The 18,629-nt window shown below is 63.6% G+C and carries 19 protein-coding genes; 13 read left to right on the top strand and 6 right to left on the bottom strand.

Features of this window, described 5'->3' with window-relative positions; genetic code table 11:
* Positions 1–43 precede the first annotated feature (43 nt).
* Complete coding sequence (locus AC5ZGW_RS00230) at positions 44–403, bottom strand: hypothetical protein (protein ID WP_130227450.1); 360 nt, start codon at positions 401–403, stop codon at positions 44–46.
* A gap of 205 nt (positions 404–608) precedes the next feature.
* Here AC5ZGW_RS00230 and AC5ZGW_RS00225 point away from each other — a divergent pair, with 205 nt between their 5' ends.
* Positions 609–1,907: an MFS transporter gene (locus AC5ZGW_RS00225; protein WP_130227449.1), complete on the top strand. Its 1,299-nt coding sequence runs from the start codon at positions 609–611 to the stop codon at positions 1,905–1,907.
* Between the two features lie 212 nt (positions 1,908–2,119).
* On the opposite strand, the gene AC5ZGW_RS00220 is transcribed toward AC5ZGW_RS00225, so the two are convergent.
* On the bottom strand, positions 2,120–2,668 hold the full coding sequence (locus tag AC5ZGW_RS00220) for a cupin domain-containing protein (protein ID WP_130227448.1): 549 nt from the start codon (positions 2,666–2,668) through the stop codon (positions 2,120–2,122).
* A gap of 145 nt (positions 2,669–2,813) precedes the next feature.
* On the opposite strand from AC5ZGW_RS00220, the gene aptA reads away from it, so the two are divergent.
* Together aptA and AC5ZGW_RS00210 are read left to right on the top strand one after the other, a co-directional pair.
* Positions 2,814–4,142, top strand: coding sequence for an omega-aminotransferase AptA (aptA, locus tag AC5ZGW_RS00215; protein ID WP_165435330.1), 1,329 nt, complete (start codon positions 2,814–2,816; stop codon positions 4,140–4,142).
* Positions 4,143–4,209: 67 nt separating this feature from the next.
* Entirely contained in the window at positions 4,210–5,475 is a 1,266-nt protein-coding gene (locus AC5ZGW_RS00210; protein WP_130227446.1) for a D-amino acid dehydrogenase, read from the top strand.
* 105 nt (positions 5,476–5,580) lie between these two features.
* Here AC5ZGW_RS00210 and AC5ZGW_RS00205 read toward each other — a convergent pair whose 3' ends face one another.
* Complete coding sequence (locus tag AC5ZGW_RS00205) at positions 5,581–6,222, bottom strand: TetR/AcrR family transcriptional regulator (protein WP_130227445.1); 642 nt, start codon at positions 6,220–6,222, stop codon at positions 5,581–5,583.
* Between the two features lie 156 nt (positions 6,223–6,378).
* Here AC5ZGW_RS00205 and AC5ZGW_RS00200 point away from each other — a divergent pair, with 156 nt between their 5' ends.
* Genes AC5ZGW_RS00200 through AC5ZGW_RS00190 form a run of 3 tightly spaced genes read left to right on the top strand, consistent with a single transcriptional unit; the run spans position 6,379 to position 10,173 of the window.
* On the top strand, positions 6,379–6,876 hold the full coding sequence (locus tag AC5ZGW_RS00200; RefSeq protein WP_130227444.1) for a (2Fe-2S)-binding protein: 498 nt from the start codon (positions 6,379–6,381) through the stop codon (positions 6,874–6,876).
* Positions 6,873–7,925, top strand: a complete 1,053-nt coding sequence (locus AC5ZGW_RS00195; RefSeq protein ID WP_130227443.1) for an FAD binding domain-containing protein — start codon at positions 6,873–6,875, stop codon at positions 7,923–7,925. Before AC5ZGW_RS00200 ends, AC5ZGW_RS00195 begins: the two co-directional genes overlap by 4 nt.
* On the top strand, positions 7,915–10,173 hold the full coding sequence (locus AC5ZGW_RS00190; RefSeq protein ID WP_130227442.1) for a xanthine dehydrogenase family protein molybdopterin-binding subunit: 2,259 nt from the start codon (positions 7,915–7,917) through the stop codon (positions 10,171–10,173). The genes AC5ZGW_RS00195 and AC5ZGW_RS00190 overlap by 11 nt, the downstream gene beginning before the upstream one ends.
* A gap of 11 nt (positions 10,174–10,184) precedes the next feature.
* Here AC5ZGW_RS00190 and AC5ZGW_RS00185 read toward each other — a convergent pair whose 3' ends face one another.
* Positions 10,185–10,964 (bottom strand): crotonase/enoyl-CoA hydratase family protein, encoded by a 780-nt coding sequence (locus AC5ZGW_RS00185; RefSeq protein WP_130227441.1) that lies wholly within the window; start codon positions 10,962–10,964, stop codon positions 10,185–10,187.
* Positions 10,965–11,127: 163 nt separating this feature from the next.
* Here AC5ZGW_RS00185 and AC5ZGW_RS00180 point away from each other — a divergent pair, with 163 nt between their 5' ends.
* Positions 11,128–11,715 (top strand): TetR/AcrR family transcriptional regulator, encoded by a 588-nt coding sequence (locus tag AC5ZGW_RS00180; protein ID WP_496113846.1) that lies wholly within the window; start codon positions 11,128–11,130, stop codon positions 11,713–11,715.
* Positions 11,716–11,906: 191 nt separating this feature from the next.
* Here the strand turns inward: AC5ZGW_RS00180 and AC5ZGW_RS00175 are convergent, their stop codons facing one another.
* Positions 11,907–13,496 (bottom strand): gamma-glutamyltransferase family protein, encoded by a 1,590-nt coding sequence (locus AC5ZGW_RS00175; RefSeq protein WP_130227849.1) that lies wholly within the window; start codon positions 13,494–13,496, stop codon positions 11,907–11,909.
* Positions 13,497–13,724: 228 nt separating this feature from the next.
* Between AC5ZGW_RS00175 and AC5ZGW_RS00170 the strand changes: the two genes are divergently transcribed.
* The 4 genes from AC5ZGW_RS00170 to AC5ZGW_RS00155 all read left to right on the top strand — a co-directional run bounded on the left by AC5ZGW_RS00170 (position 13,725) and on the right by AC5ZGW_RS00155 (position 15,825).
* Positions 13,725–14,141: a hypothetical protein gene (locus AC5ZGW_RS00170; RefSeq protein WP_130227850.1), complete on the top strand. Its 417-nt coding sequence runs from the start codon at positions 13,725–13,727 to the stop codon at positions 14,139–14,141.
* A gap of 62 nt (positions 14,142–14,203) precedes the next feature.
* A complete protein-coding gene (locus tag AC5ZGW_RS00165; RefSeq protein ID WP_130227851.1) occupies positions 14,204–14,698 on the top strand; it encodes a DUF4265 domain-containing protein in 495 nt (164 codons plus the stop codon).
* A 195-nt stretch (positions 14,699–14,893) separates the two neighbouring features.
* Positions 14,894–15,121 (top strand): hypothetical protein, encoded by a 228-nt coding sequence (locus tag AC5ZGW_RS00160; protein ID WP_207231079.1) that lies wholly within the window; start codon positions 14,894–14,896, stop codon positions 15,119–15,121.
* 383 nt (positions 15,122–15,504) lie between these two features.
* Positions 15,505–15,825 carry a hypothetical protein gene (locus AC5ZGW_RS00155; RefSeq protein ID WP_130227852.1) on the top strand — a complete coding sequence of 107 codons (321 nt, stop codon included), beginning with the start codon at positions 15,505–15,507 and terminating at the stop codon, positions 15,823–15,825.
* Between the two features lie 287 nt (positions 15,826–16,112).
* Here the strand turns inward: AC5ZGW_RS00155 and AC5ZGW_RS00150 are convergent, their stop codons facing one another.
* On the bottom strand, positions 16,113–16,754 hold the full coding sequence (locus AC5ZGW_RS00150; protein ID WP_130227853.1) for an HD domain-containing protein: 642 nt from the start codon (positions 16,752–16,754) through the stop codon (positions 16,113–16,115).
* Positions 16,755–16,936: 182 nt separating this feature from the next.
* Here AC5ZGW_RS00150 and AC5ZGW_RS00145 point away from each other — a divergent pair, with 182 nt between their 5' ends.
* Positions 16,937–17,935, top strand: a complete 999-nt coding sequence (locus AC5ZGW_RS00145; protein WP_207231080.1) for a GlxA family transcriptional regulator — start codon at positions 16,937–16,939, stop codon at positions 17,933–17,935.
* Between the two features lie 176 nt (positions 17,936–18,111).
* Entirely contained in the window at positions 18,112–18,618 is a 507-nt protein-coding gene (locus tag AC5ZGW_RS00140) for a Dps family protein (RefSeq protein ID WP_130227854.1), read from the top strand.
* Positions 18,619–18,629: the final 11 nt, after the last annotated feature.

Raw genomic sequence — 18,629 nt, 5'->3', positions numbered from 1 at the left:
GGCGTCTCAAGCCACGCGGCAGCGCTCGGCGCCGTGACGCCGGTCAGGCCAAAGTTCGAGGGGGGTGGTCGGGAGGTGGGCGCGCCAGCCCGTCAGCGATGATGTCGTTGAGCGGACGGAGCTGTTCGCCCGGCCGTCGGATCACGTCCACCATGCTGGTCGATGGGCCGGCCAGCATGACCTGCATCATGCAGATCGCAACCAGCGGACAATCCCGGCAAGCCGGACTCTTCTCTTTGTCCGGGCAGCAGGGCATGTCCGCCATGTCCTGATCGTCCGCCATCTGCATGCCAGCGGACGACAGCATATGCTCCGCCGCGGCCGGGGTGGCGAGCGGCGCCAGGGTCAGGCTTGCCGTCACCAGCAGCGCGACCAGGAGCTTGAGCAGTTGGCGGATATCCACGGTGCGAGTTTCGCATAGTTGGATGGTTGCTGGAAGAGCCCTATTGCTCACGAAGTTGGTGGCAGCGTGAGAATGCCGTCATTCCGGGATGCGCCGTGAGGCGCAGGCCCGGAATCCATTGGGCCGCAGGCACGGTGGTGAAGTGGATTCCGGGTTCTCGCTGCGCGAGCCCCGGAATGACGGGAGTGGCGGAGGGCATTTCCGCATGCCCAATATTTCGCCAAAGCGCTTGACCAGGAGGCAATTCGCGACGAAGTTTGGCCTCGCCGTGGAAATTCCTTCTCAGATCAGCCCAAATTCGGACCAGTTCATTCCCGATTCGCGCCGGGCATGGCTGCGGCTCGCTGTCGCCGTGGTGATCGGCGCGCTCGGCAGCGTGGGTATGTGGTCCGTGGTGGTGGCGCTGCCGGTGGTGCAGGGGGATTTCGCCGCCACGCGAGGGACCGCCTCGCTCGCATTCACCCTCGTCATGATCGGCTTCGGCTCGGGCGGGGTTTTGACCGGCAAGATCACCGATCGCTACGGCATCGTCACCGCGATCGGGCTCGGGATCGGCATCCTCGGGCTCGGCTATATTGGCGCCGGCTACTCGCCGTCGATCTGGTCGTTCATCCTGTTTCATTTCGCGATCGGGCTGTCGTCGTCGGCGACCTTCGGGCCGTTGATGGCGGAAGCCTCGCATTGGTTCGAGCGCTACCGCGGACTCGCGGTCGCGATCGCCGCCAGCGGCAACTATATCGGCGGCACGATCTGGCCGCCGCTGGTCAACCTCGGCATGCAGCAGTTCGGCTGGCGCACCACGCATGTCGCGATTGGCATCTTCACCGCGGTGGCGATGACGGTCGCGCTGTTGGTGCTGCGGCGCCTGACGGGCGCGGCGAGCCGGCGCAGCCATCTCAACGCGGCGCCGCCGCGCGTCAAAGTGCGGCTCTCCACCAACGCGCTGACGGCGATCCTCTCGCTGGCCGCGATTGCCTGCTGCGTGGCGATGGCGATGCCGCAGGTGCATATCGTCGCCTATTGTGGCGACCTTGGCTATGGCGTGGCGCGCGGCGCCGAGATGCTGTCCCTGATGCTCGGCTTCGGCATCATCAGCCGCATCGGCTCCGGCTTTCTCGCCGACCGGATCGGCGGCATCCGCACGCTCCTGATCGGCTCGGTCGCGCAGGGCACGGCGCTGCTGTTCTATTTGTTCTTCGACAGCCTGACCTCGCTCTACATCATCTCGGCGATGTTCGGCCTGTTCCAGGGCGGCATCGTGCCGAGCTACGCCATCATCATCCGCGAGGCGATGCCGGCCGCGGAGGCCGCCACCCGGGTGGGCATCGTGATCTTCGCCTCGGTGATCGGCATGTCGCTGGGCGGTTATATTTCCGGCGTGATCTTCGATGCCACCGGCTCCTACGCCGCCGCCTTCGCCAACGGGCTCGCCTGGAACGCTCTCAACGTCACCATCATGCTGATGCTGCTGATCCGCTCGCGGCAGCGGCTGGCGATGGCCTAGGCCTACCATCCTTTCGGATTTGATCGAGCGCAAAGCGCTGTGGCGGCAATCCGCTAGCTTTTCTCCATCAGCCACGGAGAGAAGCCATGACCCTCGATACCATCCTGGTCGTTATTGGCGTGACGGCGATATTCGTGACGATCGCTGCGGCCATCGCCTGGGGCGACAAGCAGACCCGGAATCTGTGAGGCGCCGCGCGGCGCCTGCCACGTTCAGAACGTCGGCGGGGTGCAGGCGCTGATCACCTCGCAGGGCTTGCCGCCGACGCAGCGAAAGCGATGCGGGCGGCGGCTTTCGAAATAATAGGCGTCGCCGGGATTGAGGATGCGGCGCTCGTCATCGACAGTGACCTCGAGCTTGCCCGAGACCACGATGCCGCCTTCCTCGCCGTCGTGCACCAGCGGCACGCGGCCGGTATCGCTGCCGGGCTCGTAGCGCTCTTTCAGGATCTGCAGGCTCCGGCCGAACAGATTGTCGCCGACCTGGCGATAGGAGATCGGCTTCTTGCCGATCTCGGTCAGTTCGTCGGAACGATAGAACACCTTGCGGCGCCGCTCCGGCTCGAGCGCGAAGAATTCCGCCAGTCCCATCGGAATTCCATCGAGGATGCGCTTCAGTGCCCCGACGGACGGGTTCATCTGGTTGGACTCGATCAGCGAGATGGTCGAATTGGTGACGCCGGACCGCTTGGCGAGTTCGCGCTGCGACAGCTTCTGCTGCGCGCGAATGAATCGCAGCCGGCCACCGATATCGACGCTCATGGGACAATCCTGTTGCAGGTGTTGCGGATCGCGCAAATATGCCGCGTCCGCCCCAATGAGATCAATGGGTTGCAGCACGGCAGAAAAGGGCTTGTTGCGCGTTTGGGAGCATGTTCGGCTGCTGCGTCAGCAGTGGAGCGACGCCGTGACCGTTCATCAGATTCCGAACACCATCAAGCTCGATTCGTTCTGGATGCCGTTCACGGCCAACCGGCAGTTCAAGGAGACGCCGCGGCTGTTCGCCTCCGCCGAGGGCATGTATTACACCAGCGTCGATGGGCGGAAGGTGATCGACGGCTCGGCCGGGCTCTGGTGCGTCAATGCCGGCCACGGCCGCAAGCAGATTGCTGCAGCGGTCGAGCGGCAATTGATGACGCTGGACTTCGCGCCGTCGTTCCAGATGGGCCATCCGATCGCATTCGATTTCGCCGAACGCCTCGCCGCGCTGGCGCCCACGGGATTGGACCGCGTCTTCTTCACCAATTCGGGATCGGAATCGGTCGATACCGCGCTGAAAATCGCGCTCGCCTATCACCGCGCCGCCGGCCAGCCGACCCGCACGCGCCTGATTGGCCGCGAGCGCGGCTATCACGGCGTCGGTTTTGGCGGCATGTCGGTCGGCGGCATGGTGGCCAACCGCCGCGCCTTCGCGACTCATCTGCCCGGTGTCGACCATATCCGCCACACCTATGATCTCGCCCGCAACGCGTTTGCAAAGGATCAGCCGGAGCACGGCGCCGAACTCGCCGACGACGTCGAGCGGCTGGTGGCGCTGCACGGTGCCGAGACCATCGCAGCCGTCATTGTCGAGCCGGTGCCGGGTTCGACCGCGGTGCTGCCGCCGCCGAAGGGCTATCTGCAGCGGCTGCGCGAATTGTGCGACAAGCACGGCATTCTCCTGATCTTCGACGAAGTCATCACCGGGTTCGGCCGGCTCGGCACGCCGTTCGCGTCGCAGTTCTTCGGCGTGACGCCCGATCTGATGACGACCGCCAAGGGCATCACCAACGGCACCGTTCCCTGCGGCGCCGTGTTCGCCAGCCGCAAGATCTACGACGGACTGATGACCGGGCCGGAAAGCCAGATCGAGCTGTTCCACGGCTACACCTATTCGGCGCATCCGGTGGCCTGCGCCGCCGGCCTTGCGACGCTCGACATCTACAAGGACGAAGGCTTGCTGACGCGCGGCGCTTCGCTCGCCGAATACTGGCGCGATGCGCTGCATCAGCTCAAGGGTCTGCCGAATGTGATCGACATTCGTAATGTCGGCCTGATGGGCGCTGTCGAAGTCGCACCGCGCAAGGAGGGGGTCGGCGCACGCGGCTATGACATGATGGTCGATTGTTTCAATCACGGCCTCTACCTTCGCCAGAGCGGCGACTCCTTGGCGATGTCGCCGCCTTTGATCGTCGAGCGCAGCCATATCGACGAGATGGTGTCGATCCTCGGCGACGTCATCAAGCGCGTAGCCTGACCTTGCTCCAGCCGTTGCGGAGATTATTTGCAGCGGCAAGTCATGCCGCGGCGGGAGCCTGAAAAGCGTGAAAGTCATCATCCTCGGCAGCGGCGTCATCGGCGTCACGTCAGCCTATTATCTCGCGCGCGCCGGTCATGAGGTGACGGTTGTCGACCGCCAGCCCAAGCCCGCGCTGGAAACCTCTTTTGCCAATGCCGGCGAAGTCTCGCCCGGCTACTCTTCGCCATGGGCCGGTCCCGGCGTGCCGATCAAGGCCATCAAATGGCTGTTGATGAAGCACGGTCCGCTGGTGGTTCGCCCGAAGCCCGATCCCGCGATGTGGATCTGGCTGCTCAAGATGCTGCGCAACTGCACCGCGGAGCGGTACGCGGTCAACAAGAGCCGGATGATCCCGATCGCGGAATATAGCCGCGACTGCCTGCGCGCGTTGCGCAGCGAGATCGGCATCCACTATGACGAGCGTTCCCGCGGCACGCTGCAATTGTTCCGCTACGCCGCCCAGCTCGACCACACCGCCGATGACATTGCGGTGCTCAAGCAATATGGCGTTCCGTTCGAGGTGCTCGATCGCGAGGGCTGCATTGCCGCCGAGCCGGCGCTCGCCGCGGTGAAGGAGAAGGTCGCCGGCGGACTGCGGCTGCCGCAGGACGAGACCGGCGATTGCCACATGTTTACGCAGGCTCTGGCGCTCGATGCCGAAAAGCTCGGCGTGCGCTTCGAATTCAACGTCGCCATCGATGGCTTGATCGCCGACGCCTCGCGCGTCACTGGCGTTGCGACCAGCAAGGGCGTGCTGCAGGCCGACGCCTATGTCGTCGCGCTCGGAAGCTGGTCGCCGCGACTGCTCAGGCCGCTCGGCATTTCGCTGCCGGTGTATCCGGTGAAAGGCTATTCGATCACGGTGCCGATCGTAGATGCCAGCGGCGCGCCGGAATCGACCGTCATGGACGAGAGCTACAAGGTTGCGATCACGCGGCTCGGCGACCGCATCCGCGTCGGCGGCACCGCGGAGCTTTCAGGCTATTCCGACAAGCTTTATGCGGCGCGTCGGGCGACGCTCGATCATTCGCTCACGGATCTGTTTCCGCGTGGCGGCGATCTTGCCAAGGCGACGTTCTGGAGCGGCCTGCGCCCGATGACGCCGGATGGACCTCCGGTGATCGGCGCGACAAAATACGGCAATCTCCATCTCAACAGCGGCCATGGCACGCTTGGCTGGACCATGGCCTGCGGCTCGGGCAGGGTGCTGGCCGACCTCTTGTCCGGACGCAAGCCGGAGATCGATGTGAGCGAGCTGTCGATCGCGCGCTACGATCATAGATTTGGGTGAGTTGCACTCTCGTCATTGCGAGGAGCGAAAGCGACGAAGCAATCCATATCTCGGCTTGCGGCGACATGGATTGCTTCGCTGCGCTCGCAATGACGGTGCTTGGAGCTAGCGCTTTCGCTTTACCGCATTCTTCGCCGGCTTCGGCGCCGCCACCGTCGCCTGCCGCGCCGGTTGCAGGCGCAGCCCGTCGATGAACACATCCAGCAGTCGCAGCACGGTCGATTGCCAGCCTGCCTGGTCGTGCATGTAGCAGAGGCCGATCAGCGCGCGCAGGACGTCCTCGGCGCTGATATCGGCCCGGATCTCGCCGGCGGCGACGGCGCGGGCGAGCAGCGCGGCGATCGCCTTGGTCAGTCGGTCGAGCGAGTAGGCGTGAAGCTCAGGCGAGCCGTGCGCGACCAGCGCCAGCGCCGCCGCCATGCCCTTCTTGGTGGCGACGAATTGCACGTTGGCGTGCAGCCAATGCCGCAGCGCTTCGACCGGATCGGTCTCCTCGTGCAACTGCTCCGCGAGATCGCCGAGCTGATCCACCTCGCGCCGATACACCGCTTCGTACAGTGCTTCGCGCGTCGGAAAGTGACGGTAGAGCGTTCCGATGCCGACGCCGGCGTGCCGTGCCACAGCCTCCAGGCTGGCCTCGGGACCACCAGCGCTGAACACCGCTTTCGCTGCTTCCAGCACGCGCTCCCGGTTGCGCACGGCATCTGCGCGTGGCTTGCGAACTATTCCTGCGAACTGACTGGCCATCAGATTTGTGATTTCCCCTCCCTTGTAAAACGGAGGATGCCTCCGTATATGCGATGAGTACCCGGCCTGCAAAGGTCCGCCGATCAACACATTGGCGGACGCCGGCGGTGCATTACCACTGTAACAGTTCCACCATAGCACTGATCGGAGCCCTGCATGAATTTCTCCATCAGCCTCACCGTGAACGGTGTGCGGCGGGAGATCGAGCTCGACGACCCCCGCGTCACCCTGCTCGATCTGTTGCGCGAACGTCTTGATCTGACCGGCGCCAAGAAGGGGTGCGACCGCGGCCAGTGCGGCGCCTGCACTGTCCTGGTCAACGGGCGGCGCATCAATTCCTGCCTCGCCTTGGCGGTGAGCCAGGACGGCGCCGACATCCTCACCATCGAAGGTGTCGCGCATGGCGACCAGCTCCATCCGGTGCAGGCCGCCTTCATCGCGCATGACGCCTTTCAATGCGGCTTCTGCACCCCTGGCCAGGTCATGAGCGGAATCGGACTGATCACCGAAGGCCAGGCCGGCGATGATCCCGAGCGCGTGCGCGAAGGCATGAGTGGCAATCTGTGCCGTTGCGGTGCCTATGCCGGCATCACCGAAGCCGTGCTTGAGGCCCAACAAACTCTCGCGAACTCCGAACAGAGGCGCTCCGCATGATGAAGTTCGATTACGTCAGGCCCGCCACCATCGCCGAGGCGGTCGCGGCCGCGTCCGAGAAGGGCGCCACTTATCTTGCTTCCGGCACCAATCTGCTCGACCTCATGAAGGGCGGCGTCTGCCATCCGAGCCGGCTGGTCGACGTCACGCGCCTGCCGGGACTCGACCGCGTCGAATATCTTGCCGACGGCGGCGTCCGGATCGGCACGCTGGTCCGCAATGCCGATCTCGCGCATGATGCGGAGTTCGCCCGCGCCTTTCCGTCAGTGGCCGAGGCGCTGCTGTCGGGCGCGTCCGCGCAGCTTCGCAACGCAGCGACTGTCGGCGGCAACGTGCTGCAGCGGACGCGCTGTGCCTATTTCTACGACGCCCCCAGCGCCTGCAACAAACGCTGGCCCGGTGCTGGCTGCGACGCACGCCATGGCGAAAACCGCCTGCATGCCGTGCTCGGCTGGAGCGAGGCTTGCATCGCCACGCATCCTTCTGATTTCTGCGTTCCGCTGGTTGCGCTCGATGCGGTCGTCGAGATCGAAGGCAAGAGCGGGCGGCGCGAGGTCGCGCTCGAGGCGCTGCATCGCCTGCCCGGCGACACGCCGCAGCGGGAGACCTTGCTGGAACGCGGTGATCTGATCGTCGCGCTGCGGTTGCCGGCCGAGGCACGCGGCTTTGCCGCGCATGCACGCTATATCAAGGTTCGCGAACGCACCTCCTATGCATTCGCGGTCGTATCGGCCGCCGCGAGCCTGCAGCTGGAGCAAGGTCTGATCCGCGAGGCACGGCTCGCGCTCGGCGGCCTCGCGGCAAAGCCCTGGCGCGCGCGGGCCGCGGAGCAGAGTCTTGCCGGCGTTACGCCCGATGCTGCGGGCTTCCGCGAGGCTGCGCGCATCGCGCTTGCCGATGCAAAGCCGTCTGGCGACAACGCGTTCAAGATCGAACTCGCAGAGCGTATCGTGGTCCGGGCGCTGACGCTCGCCACCGCGGGCACGCCGGCGCGCATTCCCGCGCTTCCCGGCTCTCCCTTCTCATCAGGAGTGCGCCATGTCGCTTGAGCTCACCCGTGATCCTGCCCATCTCAGGCACGGCTCGAATATTGGCCAGCCGCTGACCCGCCGCGACGGCGTCCTGAAGGTCAAGGGCCAGGCCCGCTATGCCGCCGACAATCACCCGGCGGGCATGCTCTATGCCGTGATCGCCGTCTCCACCATCGCGCGCGGCCGCGTGACCTCCCTCGATGTCGATGCCGCCAAGCGCTATCCCGGCGTCGTCGACGTGATGACGCCCTCGCACAAGCCGCCGCTTGCCGAAGATCCGGACGGCAAGCCCAATCCTTTCGCATTCAAGATGGAGCTCCTGCAGAACGACGAGGTGCGCTATGCGAACCAGGCGATCGCGGTCGTGATCGCCGAGACGCTGGAAGCCGCGACCGAAGGCGCGGCGCTGCTGTCGCCGCAATATCACATCGAGTCCGCGCGGGTCGGCCTTGATGGTGCCGAGAGCTATGTGCCGCCGGTGGTCGGTATCGGCAATCCGGCCGAGGTCCGGCATGGCGATGTCGATGCTGCGCTCGCCGGTGCATCGAACCGCATCGAGGCGACGTATGAAACGCCGGCGCAGTATCACAATGCGATGGAGCCGCACGCGATGGTCGCGGCCTGGGACGGCGACAAGCTCTCGATCGATACGCCGAGCCAGGGCATGGCGATGGCACAGATGCGGCTCGGCGGATTGCTCGGAATTCCGCCCGGCAATATTCATATCCGCAGCCCGTTCCTCGGCGGTGGTTTCGGCTCGAAGGGACTGGTCTCCGGGCCGCAAGTGCTGGGCATCATGGCGGCCAAGCTGGTGGGACGTCCGGTCAAGCTCGTGCTGCGCCGTGACCAGATGTACGGCCCGGTCGGCCATCGTCCGCCGACCCGGCAGACGCTGCGCATCGGCGCCGACGGCGAAGGTCGCCTGACCGCGATCGATCATCACGCCAAGGTCACGACCAGCACGTTCGATGATTTCTACGAGCCGGCCGCCGACGCCTCGCACACGCTCTATGCAAGCCCCGCGATCAAGACCTCGCATGAAGCGGTGCGCGTCAATACCGGCACGCCACTGTTCATGCGCGCGCCGGGAGAGGCGACCGGCTCGATCGCGCTGGAGAGTGCCATCGACGAGATCGCGGTGGCGTGCGGAATGGACCCGCTCGATTTTCGCCTGAAGAACTACGCCGAAGTCGAGCCGATCTCCGGAAAGCCGTTTTCCTCGAAGGCGCTGCGGCAGTGTTATGCCAAGGGTGCCGAACGCTTCGGTTGGGCAGGGCGTCCGCTCGCGCCGCGGCAGATGCGCGACGATGATGGTTTCCTGGTCGGGTGGGGCATGGGCACCGCGACCTTTCCGGCGCTGATGTTCCAGGCGCAGGCGCGCGCGGTGATCCGCAGCGACGGCTCCGGCGTGATGGAGACCGGCGCGCATGACATGGGGCAGGGCGCGTGGACCGCGCTCGCCCAGATCGCGGCCGACGGACTCGGGCTCGGCATCGACCAGGTCGAATTCAGGTCGGGCACGTCGGATCTGCCGGACGCGGGCATTGCCGGTGGCTCGGCCCATACCGCGACCGCCGGTGCTGCGATCCACAATGCCGGTGCGGCCGTGATCGCAAAGCTCGCCGATCTCGCGACCAATGACCAGCGCTCGCCGCTGTTCGGCGCCGGCAATGCCGGCGTGATCGCGCGGGAAGGGCGGTTGTTCCGCCGCGACGACGAAGCGCGCAGCGAAAGCTATGCCGACATCCTCACGCGTGCCGGCGTCACCGAGATCGAAGCCAGCGGCGGCGGCGCGGCAGATCCTGCGGCGCAGTCGAACTATGCCATGCACGCCCATGGCGCTGTTTTCGCGGAGGTGAAGGTCGATCCCGAACTCGGCCAGATCCGCGTCACGCGCCTGGTTGGCGCCTTTGCAGCCGGCCGCATTATCAATCCCAGGCTGGTGCAGAGCCAGCTCTTCGGCGGCATGATCTGGGGCGTATCGTTCGCGCTGCACGAGGAAGCCGTCATGGACCACCGTTCCGGCCGCATCCTGAACGCGAACCTCGCCGAGTACCATATCCCTGTGAATGCCGATGTGCCGTCGCTCGATGTGCTGACCGTCGACGAGCACGATCCGCATGTGAATGCGCTCGGCATCAAGGGCGTCGGCGAGATCGGCGTCACCGGCAGCGCCGGTGCGGTCGCCAATGCGGTCTGGCACGCCACAGGCGTTCGCGTGCGCCGCTTCCCGATCCGGATCGATGATCTCCTGACGCAGCTTTAGGTTCAGCCGCGTCAGCGTCCCTGGAACACCGCAGCCCGCCGTTCGATGAAGGACTGAATGCCTTCGCGGGCGTCTGCGCTGTTCAGGACGCGTTCGCGGATCGACGGGATAAAGGCGATCGCAGCGGCCTCGCCGCCGTCGATATATTTCGCGGCTGCTTCCTTGGTCGCCTGGATGCCGAGCGGCGCGTTGCGCGCGATCGCGGCGGCAAGCTCCATCGCGCGGGCGACCTGCTGGCCCGCTGGCACCACCTCCTGCACCAGGCCGATCTCGCGGGCGCGCTGCGCCGTGAATTCGTCGCACAGGAACAGGTGATACATCGCATTGCCCCATCCGGTGCGCGACAGGAAGCGGAAATGCGCGCCGCCGAGGGGCGCGATACCGCGCTTGGCCTCCATCTGGCAGAACCGGCTGTCATCAGCGGCAACGACAATGTCGCCGGCCAGCATCAGCTCGATGCCGATCGTGAACACGATGCCTTGTACCGCCGTGACGATCGGTTTCCTGCAACGCTTGGAAAGGCCGAACGCGTCGACATTGCCCTCCTTGATGTTGCGTTTCTCGGCAGTGGGGCCGAAGAATTTCGGCATGTCGAGACCGGCGGTGAAATCCTTGCCTTCGGCGCAGATGACGCCGACCCAACAGGCATCGTTGTTGTGCAGCTCGGTCAGCGCGTCGGAGAGCTGCTCCATCATCGCGGGCGAGAAGGCGTTCTTCTTGGCCGGGTTGTCGATGACGATCTTGAAGATGTGGTCGTGTGCTTCAGTCCGGATGCTGCCTGGCGTGGTCATAGTTCCTCCCTTTCGTTGTCAGCATTCGTCATCGCGCCACTCTCGCCCGGCCAGCTATGACATTTGACATAGCCGCATATCGGGCTGGCTATGTCAAGTGTCATAGTCTAGTCTGGATCGACGAATCCACGAGGCAAGGATGATTTCCAGTACGAGAGCAAAGATGGTGGCGGGAGCGGCCGACCTCTTGAGCCGCCGTGGCGTCAACGCCACCAGCATGCGCGAGGTGGTCCGCCATACCGGCACGCCGCGCGGCTCGATCAGCCATCATTTTCCGCGCGGCAAGCAGCAATTGATCGAAGATGCGATCGTCTATGCCGGCGCACAGGTGAGCAAGCCGCTGGAGCAGTTCACGCGCGAGCGCGGCACGATCGATGGCTTGCGCGCCTTCATCGCATTGTGGCGAAAAATTCTCGAGCGCAGCAGGTTTCAGGCCGGTTGCCCGGTGCTCGCCGTGGCGGTCGAGCGATATGTCTCCGACGCCATGGACAATGCGGGAGCGCCGGACGAAGCCGCGCAGCGCCACTTGCTCGATCTCGCCGATGGCGTGTTCGCGGACTGGCAGCAGATCATGATCGCCGCGCTGCGCCGCGACGGCGTGACGCCGGCCCGCGCGCGGCGGCTGGCCGCGCTGGTCGTCGCCTCGATCGAGGGCGCGCTCGCGCTGTGCCGCGCCGCGCGCAACGCGCAGCCGCTCGACGATGTCAGGCAGGAACTCGAAGCGGTACTGTCGGCGGCGATATCGGGTTGAATTGAGCGCGATGAGATGAGATCGAGTTGGTGCTATGCGGGAGGTGCAAAACCTCTCCCCATCGGGGAGAGGTCGGATCGCATCGCAAGATGCGAATCGGGTGAGGGGCTCGAGTGCCCATGAGAAACCGTAACCCCTCACCCGGCGCTGCGCGCCGACCTCTCCCGATGGGAGAGGTGAAGAGAGAGACATCAACCTTCCGCCACCGCTTCGCTCCAGACGTGGAACGGCTCCGCGGCGCCGCTGTTGCTGGCGCCGTCGCGCAGCACGACGCTGGGGCAAGCGAATTTCAGCGGCATCGTCTGCATCCGCGCTTCTTCATAGTCGAACCGTGCGCGCAGCGCCTCGCGCGCCGCTGGTGGCAGCCGCGCATCGCCGATCACGATTGCGCCTTCGCTGGCGTCGATCCTCGGCTGATGGATCGCGGCATCGAGGTCCATGCCGAAATCCATCACGAAGGAGAGAAGCTGCGTCACCGCCGGAAGAATCCGCCGGCCACCTGAGGCGCCGACGGCGAGGCGCCGGCCGTCAGCAGCCTGCGCCACGGCCGGCGTATAGTTGGTCAGGCAGCGCTTGCCCGGCGCCAGCGAATTCGGCGTGCCCGGCGTCGGATCGAACCACATGATGCCGTTGTTCATGGTGATGCCGGTCTGTGGCGTCACGAATTTGGAGCCGAAGGTCGACAGCAGCGTTTGCGTCACCGCCGCCATGTTGCCATCGCGGTCGACGACGGAGAAATGCGTGGTGCAGGCGGGCGCGACCGCTTCCGCGCCGAGCGAGCGGCGGCCATCGGCATCGCCCATGCCTTGCAGGCGTTCGCGATAGGCGGTCTGCAGCGCCTGTGCGTAAGCCGTGTAGGCGGCGGCCTCCGGGGAGGGCGAGGGTTGGACGCTCTGCTGCAGCAGGCGCAGCGTATGCGCGAGCGTCGGCCCTGCGGTCAGTTCGGGCGTCGCATAGACGTAGCCGCCGCGATAGGGGATGCGCAGCGGCTCGCGCACATGCGCGCGGAACGCAGCCAGATCCTCGACCGACAGTGCGCCGCCATTCTCACGGATGTCGGCGGCGATGCTGCGCGCGAGGCCGCCCTCATAGAAGTCGCGCGGTCCTTCGGCCGCGAGCTGCGCCATGGTTGCCTTGAGCCGGTCCTGCGGCAGTCGCAGCACGGACTTGATGCCCCATTGCGCATTCGGCGGCAGGCCGTCCTGCAGATAGGCAGCCGCGCTCGCCGGATAGCGGCGGAGATCGGCGGCTGAGCTTGCGATCATCAGCGTGGTCCACCAGTCGACCAGCAGGCCTTCGCTGGCGAGATCGACGCTCGGCTTGAGCAAGTCCTTCCACGGCAATTTGGCATGGCGGCGATGCGCCTCCTCCATGCCTGCCGCCACGCCGGGCACCGCGACCGAGCCGGGGCCATGCAGGTTGCGGTCGTCCTTCACCCGCGGCCAGGGAAACAGGTCGGAAGCGGTGCCGTCGCCGGTCAGCGGATAGTCCTCGATGCGAAGGCTGTTCGGCGCGCGCATGCCGTAATCGATCACCTCATAGCGGTTTTCGCGGGCGCGATAGAGCACCATGGCGCCGCCGCCGCCGATCCCGCTCATCCAGGGCTCCACCACGCCGAGCGCGAAGGTGGTCGCGACCACGGCATCGACGCAATCGCCGCCCGCCGCCAGCACGGCCGCGCCGACCTCGGCAGCCCTTCGCGATTGCGCGGCGACGATGCCGCCCTTGGAGATGACGGCCGGTTTGCGGATCTGCTGGGTGTTGGAGAACTGGTCGGACATTGCGGTGTTCAGGCCTTCGCAGGGAGGGATCGAGGAGGCCTAGCATGCCGGGCACCGCAGGGTTAGGCAACCAGCCGCCAGATCGGAGGTTCAGGCCGAATCCGCATAGGTGGTGACATGTCTGGATTTCAACCAATCGGATCGACATGCATACGACAATCGACTACCCTATTTAGAGCTTTGCCAGACAACTCGCCTAGGGCTCATGGGCCGCGACGGATGGTTGGGATGCAAGACGAGCCTGAATTGGAATATGCGCAGCTAAAAGAATTTTTTTCATTTTACATTGAGAGATATCTCAAGGCTGTTGAGGATATGGCGCCGGACAAACGGCCCATGGCCAGCCTTGAAGCAACCGAGAAAAAGAGCATGAAGCTGGCCTTCAAAGGGCTCCGCCAGGCAATCAATGATTGCGTGGAAGGGTCGGCACATTTTGCCCCTGCGGAGGTCGAGAAATTCGACTCCGAGCTTCGAAGCCGCGGCATTGTCACGCTCTCTGAATTGCGGAGACGATATTCGAAGAACTACGCAAAGATCATAAAGCGCGGCGACATAAAGGATGAGACAGAGTATTATCTCCTCCGCAACGTACAGAACGATCCGACTCAGAAGACTCCTGAAGAGATCGAGTTGCTGGAAAACTGATTTCCGACTATGAAGAAGGCGTGCGGCATGGCCCCGCCTAAGTGGTAGGGGTCAATCTGGCAATGAGCAATCAGCTCGTAAAAGTTCGGTTTCGGTTGGACCCTGAGGACTGGCATGGCCATGCGGGCGAAAAGCTGTGGGCTGCAAGGCTCGATACTGGCCTTTTCGAAATCAATAATAGTCCATTCTTCAAACAAGGAATTAGCTATTGCGATATCGTAAAGGCGTCACCCAGCGACGATCCAATGCAGTTTGATTTTGAATCGGTTGTCGAGCGGAGCCATCATTCCACCTACATGATTCTAATCGACCCCACCGAGAGTCGAAGGGGCCAGTATTGGAAGAGGCTGGAGGATGCCGGCTGCACATACGAAAGCGGCCAAATTGAACTGAGTATTGGAATGCGGTTGCTCTTCTCAGTGGACGTTCCGCCAACCGCTGATTTGAATGAAGTCATTGAAATTCTAAGAAGCGGACACGACGACGGGGTGTGGATATATCAAACAGGATATGCAAGCTCCCACGACGCAGCAAAGGCAATGAATAAACCTAGTTGATGCCGTCCATCGCTTGCCGCCTTCCTTTGCTGAACGCAAACAGAGCTGCTTATGCTTGGTAGCCGGATGAAGTTTTTTTCGTACGACCAGAAGTCGCCGGCGGGCTCGGTGAGCATTTCGGTGCTGGATACCAGCGTTCGTCCCCCCATCGTGAGGCGACTTCATTAAATGGAAGTGTGGTCAGGCGATGCGATCTTGGAGACTTTTCCGGTTTTCATCGTCACCGAGGACGCCAAGAATGCCCTGCTTGAGTCCGGCCTCAGCGGCATGGCCTTCGACGAAGTCGAAGTAACGCTGTCCGACCTATTTCGAGAGCTCTATCCGGGGCGGACGATACCGACGTTCGCGTGGTTGAAACCCGGGCAAGCGAGTGAAGGTGATTTCGGCGTAGCGGCAGACGGTCGTTTCGGAGCGCGCGCTTGATCTGCTTAAGCGGCTCGGCATCTCTAACGCGTTGGCGGAGCCGTTCATTCGAACCGTTCATTGATAAGTGCGCAGAGGGTCACAATGGTTCAGTATAGAACTAGGCTTCGGTGTGATGGCGTTCCCGTCGATCAGGGCGAGGGAGGAACCAAATGCATTACATCGGATTTCCGGACGAATCGCGCCTGGCATCGGAATGCCGAGTGCACATGGGACGGAGCATCGTTGCACCTCTCTGTCGAGAACGATTTCGACAAGAACGGACTTGCCACATGGATAGAATTTTCGGACGAAATAACTGCATGTATTCGAGATCTTTTTGACGGAGATCTTGTGATTGTCTCAGTTGAGCCTATCGGATCGGCGTTGAGCGGAGACGGGTGATGAGCGAGTTTAATCAGCGGCAATATGGCCTTATGCTAGGTCGGCTGACCGCGTTTGAGCAGCGGACAGTCCCTCTCGATGCCCTGATAGCTGACCTCGAGGGCTTGCTTAATGCACTGGAAAATGTGCGGGCTTCATGGAAGGAAACATTTCTCAGCTTTTGGGGAGTCTTGGAGGACTCTCGAGCATATGCGTTAGACGTTGGTAAGACATCGTTCAACGAAGAGGAAACGCGAACGATTCAGTCTGCTATTTCTTCTCTGAAATCTATGGTCTTGGAGAGGATTGAAGATCCGAGCGATCGCGCGGCTCCAAACTGAAGCTGGATCCAGATCATACGACAAGAGGAGCGCCAAGGTAGCTTGGCTCCCATTTGGGCGAATGGATTTCGAGGGGGGACAAACGAATTGGATGTCGACGCGGCGGTTTGCGGTAAATAGTGTCGTTCGGCCGCGACGGATTCGGATCGTCGGGTGATGAGCTAGTGAATATCTCCGCCGGCAATCTCCTGGCTCTCTTTGGATGCGGAGCGAAGCCGGTCATCGGCGCCGCTCCGCTCGCGGTGGTTGTTTCGACGCCGTTCGCCATGCGTTGATGCAAGCCTTCGTTATTCCGGCCATTTCGAGTTCAGGATGACGTCGCAGAAATTGATCCGGTGGTAGGTCGGGTCGCGCAGCGCCAGCACATCCGCCTTGACGTTGCCGAAGGTCGTCTGCGGCTTCTTGATCGTACCGGCGGCAAACGCATCGATGATGCCGTTTTTGAAGTCGTGGCCGCGTGGATGATGGGCGCAGACCTCATGGCGCTGTGCGGCCGTGAAGGAGTCAAAATCCAGCCCCAGCACATCCATCTCGACGCCGGCCGTCACCAGCGCCACCACCGGCCGCTTGTGCTGCGGGATGCCTGGCGTGGTGTGCAGCGCGATCGCGTCCCAGACGTCCTCGACGTCGCGCTCATTGATGCGATGGGCGCGGAGGAAGCTTGCGGCGGCATTGGCGCCATCGACCTCGAAACGCTCGCTGGTGCTGGCATAGGGTGCCTGCAAGCCCATGTCGTGGAACATCGCACCGACATAGAGCAGTTCATGATCGACCTTCAGCCCGCGGCGCTGCCCGGCCAGCGCGCCGAACAGGAAGACGCGATTGGAATGGTGGTAGAGCAGTTCGGATTCGGTGTCGCGAACCAGTTCGTCGACCTCGCGCGCCAGCTTGCTGTCGGGAACGGTGATGCCGGCAATGATCCTGGTCATGATCTGATGTCCTTATGGTCTTTGTGAATAGCTCACCTCACAATTGACGCTTTACGTTGGCGCGAACAACGCCGCCGATCCCTGCGAAACCGTCAAAACACCATGCTTTTCTGCCGATGGCGTTCGTGCAAGAAGCCGCTGGCTGAAATGCATGGCCGGCTGGCAGGATTCCATGCATAGTCATGGCGCGCATCCACGCGCAGCAACTGGATTGTTGGTCGATGAAGGCGGTCGCGCTGGCGATCTTTCCGGAAGTGCAGGCGCTCGATGTCGCTGGCCCGCTTGACGTGTTCGCCGAGACTAACGCGTTCGTCGGAACGGATCGCGGCTACGTCCTCACGCTGATCGGTGCCGAACGGCAGCCGTACCGCGCGTCGAACGGGATGTCGATCACGCCGGAGATGACATTTGCCGATGCGGAGCAGGCGTTCGATCTCGCGCTGGTCGCCGGCGGACCGGCGCTTCCGACCACGCCGCCGGATCCGCGGCTTGTCGACTGGCTTGGCGAGAGGGCCTCGCGCTGTCAGCAATATGGCTCAATCTGCACCGGCGCGTTCGCGCTCGGCCATGCCGGCCTGATCGACGGCAAGACGGTAACGACGCATTGGCAGAATGCGCCTAGTCTTGCCCGCCAGTTCCCGAAGGCGAAGGTCGAGTTCGATCGCATCTATCTCCGCGACGGGCCGCTGCTCACCTCGGCCGGCGTCACGGCAGGAATCGATCTCGCGCTCGCGATCGTGCAGGATGATCACGGGCCAGAAGTCGCTCTCGCGGTCGCCAAGCGGCTCGTCGTGGTGGCGCAGCGGCAGGGCGGGCAATCCCAGTTCAGTCCCTATCTCGTGCCGCCGGCCGAGAAGGATTCGCCGATCGCGCGCGTTCATACCCATGTGATGGCGCATTTGCGTGAGCGGAACGGTGTTGAGGTGCTGGCGCAGGTCGCCGGAATGAGCGCACGCAGTTTTGCGCGCGCGTTCAAGCGCGAGACCAATGTGACGCCGGCCGAATTCGTCGAAAGCGCGCGCGTCGATGCCGCGCGCAACCGCCTCGAAGGCACCGACTTTGCGCTGAAAGTGGTCGCGCATGAAAGCGGCTTTGGCAGCGCCGAGCATATGCGCGTCGTGTTCGTCAAGCGCCTCGGGATCACGCCGAGCCAGTACCGCGCAAGCTTTCGCAAAGTCTGACCCGCCCCGTTCTGCGCGGGTTTCGCAGCCAATTCGGAAGAATGTCCCGAAATCCGTGCGAATCCGAAAGAGTCCGCAGGCTTCGGAAAGATACGCTCTGAGATGCACGGTATCGCAACCGTCGAGGACGGCCCGGAAACGCTGCGGCCGCCGACCAAGAAACAAGGATGGCACGAATGCTCAAGTCCACGCGCCCCGAATTGCAGAGCCCGACCGACCTGAAAGCCGAAGCGACTCGCGACATCTCAGCGGCGCTCAGCGGCCTGCTGGCCGACGTGTTTGCGCTCTACGTCAAGACCAAGAACTTCCATTGGCATATGTCGGGCAGGCACTTCCGCGACTACCATCTTCTGCTCGACGAGCAATCCGACCAGATCTTCGCGATGACCGATCCGATCGCCGAGCGCGCGCGCAAGATCGGCGGCACCACGATCCGCTCGATCGGTCAGATCGCACGCCAGCAGCGCATCCTCGACAACGACGCCGACTATGTCGATCCGCAGGACATGCTGGCTGAACTGGGCAGCGACAACCAACAGCTCACGCGGGAGATGCGCCAGGTTCACAATGTCTGTGACGAATATGGCGACGTCGCCACCGCGAGCCTGCTGGAAAACTGGATCGACGAGACCGAGCGCCGGACCTGGTTCCTCTACGAGGCGACGCGGAACAGGAACTCCTGACCTGAGCCGTG

The organism is Bradyrhizobium sp. Crot121 (genome assembly GCF_059512385.1).
This window is presented reverse-complemented; position numbering and strand designations above follow the sequence as displayed.